The following is a 1,144-nucleotide window of genomic DNA, read 5'->3' on the forward strand; positions in this document are numbered from 1 at the left end:
GCTTACTAATGTACTTTTTCTTTTCCTCTTCCATAATTCCACAAATTTCATTTCCTTCCCAGGACCTGGATTTAGCCGCCAATGAATTTCCAGTTTAATTTTCTTTCCAGGGTGAAAAAATGTTATATGATGATGCCTCCATTTCCAATCATTTAATACTGTTTGAATATATTCATCCTTCACATACCCTTGTTTTAAAAGAATTCTTTCCGCATTCTCCAACTGATTAATCGGGATAAGAACATCTAAATCACAAGATGTTCGCAAGGAGACATCGCCATAAAGATCATGCGCAAGTGCTGGTCCTTTTAAAAAAAGAGTACTAATATCATTTTCAATAAACCATTTACTTACTTGCTCCATTTCAGCACTTAGAAATAGCATTCGAAACATATTCTCTTTAAAGTTTTGACGCAATATATTCATAATATGAGATGGAATTAACCCTTTATTTACTCCGTTCACCTTTGGATAAATATATGGATGCACCCGATGATGCATTGCCAATTCAAGAAACTTAGTCCAATCAATATCTACTGGCCACTCACTTTGATTTCCAAGTACGCTATCATCATTACGCAACTTCAAAATTTCCAATAATAATATTAACTCTTTAGACAGACATTCTACATTAAGATGAAAATCATTACTCATTTTATTCTCCTTTAGTTGTTTTTCAATCTACTTTCTTTGCAAACGTTCCAACTACAGTGAATTTCTCCATCCCTTCCGATCCAGTGATGTAAAAAGGACCACTTCGTAGCCACGCATGAGCAACCATTTTTCCATCTTCATCCTTTGTAGTTCCTAAATAAAGCGTACTCTCAATTTGGCGTCTCTCTAGCATTTTCATCCCAGCTATCGCTTTCACAAGACATTGACTATCCCAAAGAGTATGGCGACTCGTAATTTGAATAACTTCAGCTATATTTTTAAGCATCCTAATATTAGATTCAACATAATTTAAAGATGTTTCATCCATATAAATACCTAATGTAGGGGCAGACTTAGAGAATGACATAAATTTGAGAATACGAGCCCATCCTAAATACATATATGCCTCTATGAATAAAAATCTGGTCTTCATATCTAGTGATAAAAAAACAGTTAACTTTTTTACTATATTCATTTATCTCCCTACTTC

2 protein-coding genes are annotated in these 1,144 nt (G+C 33.8%); both read right to left on the minus strand.

Features of this window, described 5'->3' with window-relative positions:
- Positions 1-654: nucleotidyltransferase domain-containing protein (locus tag AC1DTM_RS27675; RefSeq protein WP_477001396.1), on the minus strand; the 654-nt coding region annotated here is incomplete at its 3' end.
- A gap of 22 nt (positions 655-676) precedes the next feature.
- Positions 677-1,129 carry a lasso peptide biosynthesis B2 protein gene (locus tag AC1DTM_RS27680; protein WP_088099431.1) on the minus strand — a complete coding sequence of 151 codons (453 nt, stop codon included), beginning with the start codon at positions 1,127-1,129 and terminating at the stop codon, positions 677-679.
- Positions 1,130-1,144: the final 15 nt, after the last annotated feature.

The organism is Bacillus sp. P4_D3 (genome assembly GCF_056401855.1).

Excerpts from the sequence above, each read along its gene's own strand:
- AC1DTM_RS27680 (WP_088099431.1), bottom strand. The coding sequence starts at position 1,129 with ATGAATATAGTAAAAAAGTTAACTGTTTTTTTATCACTAGATATGAAG.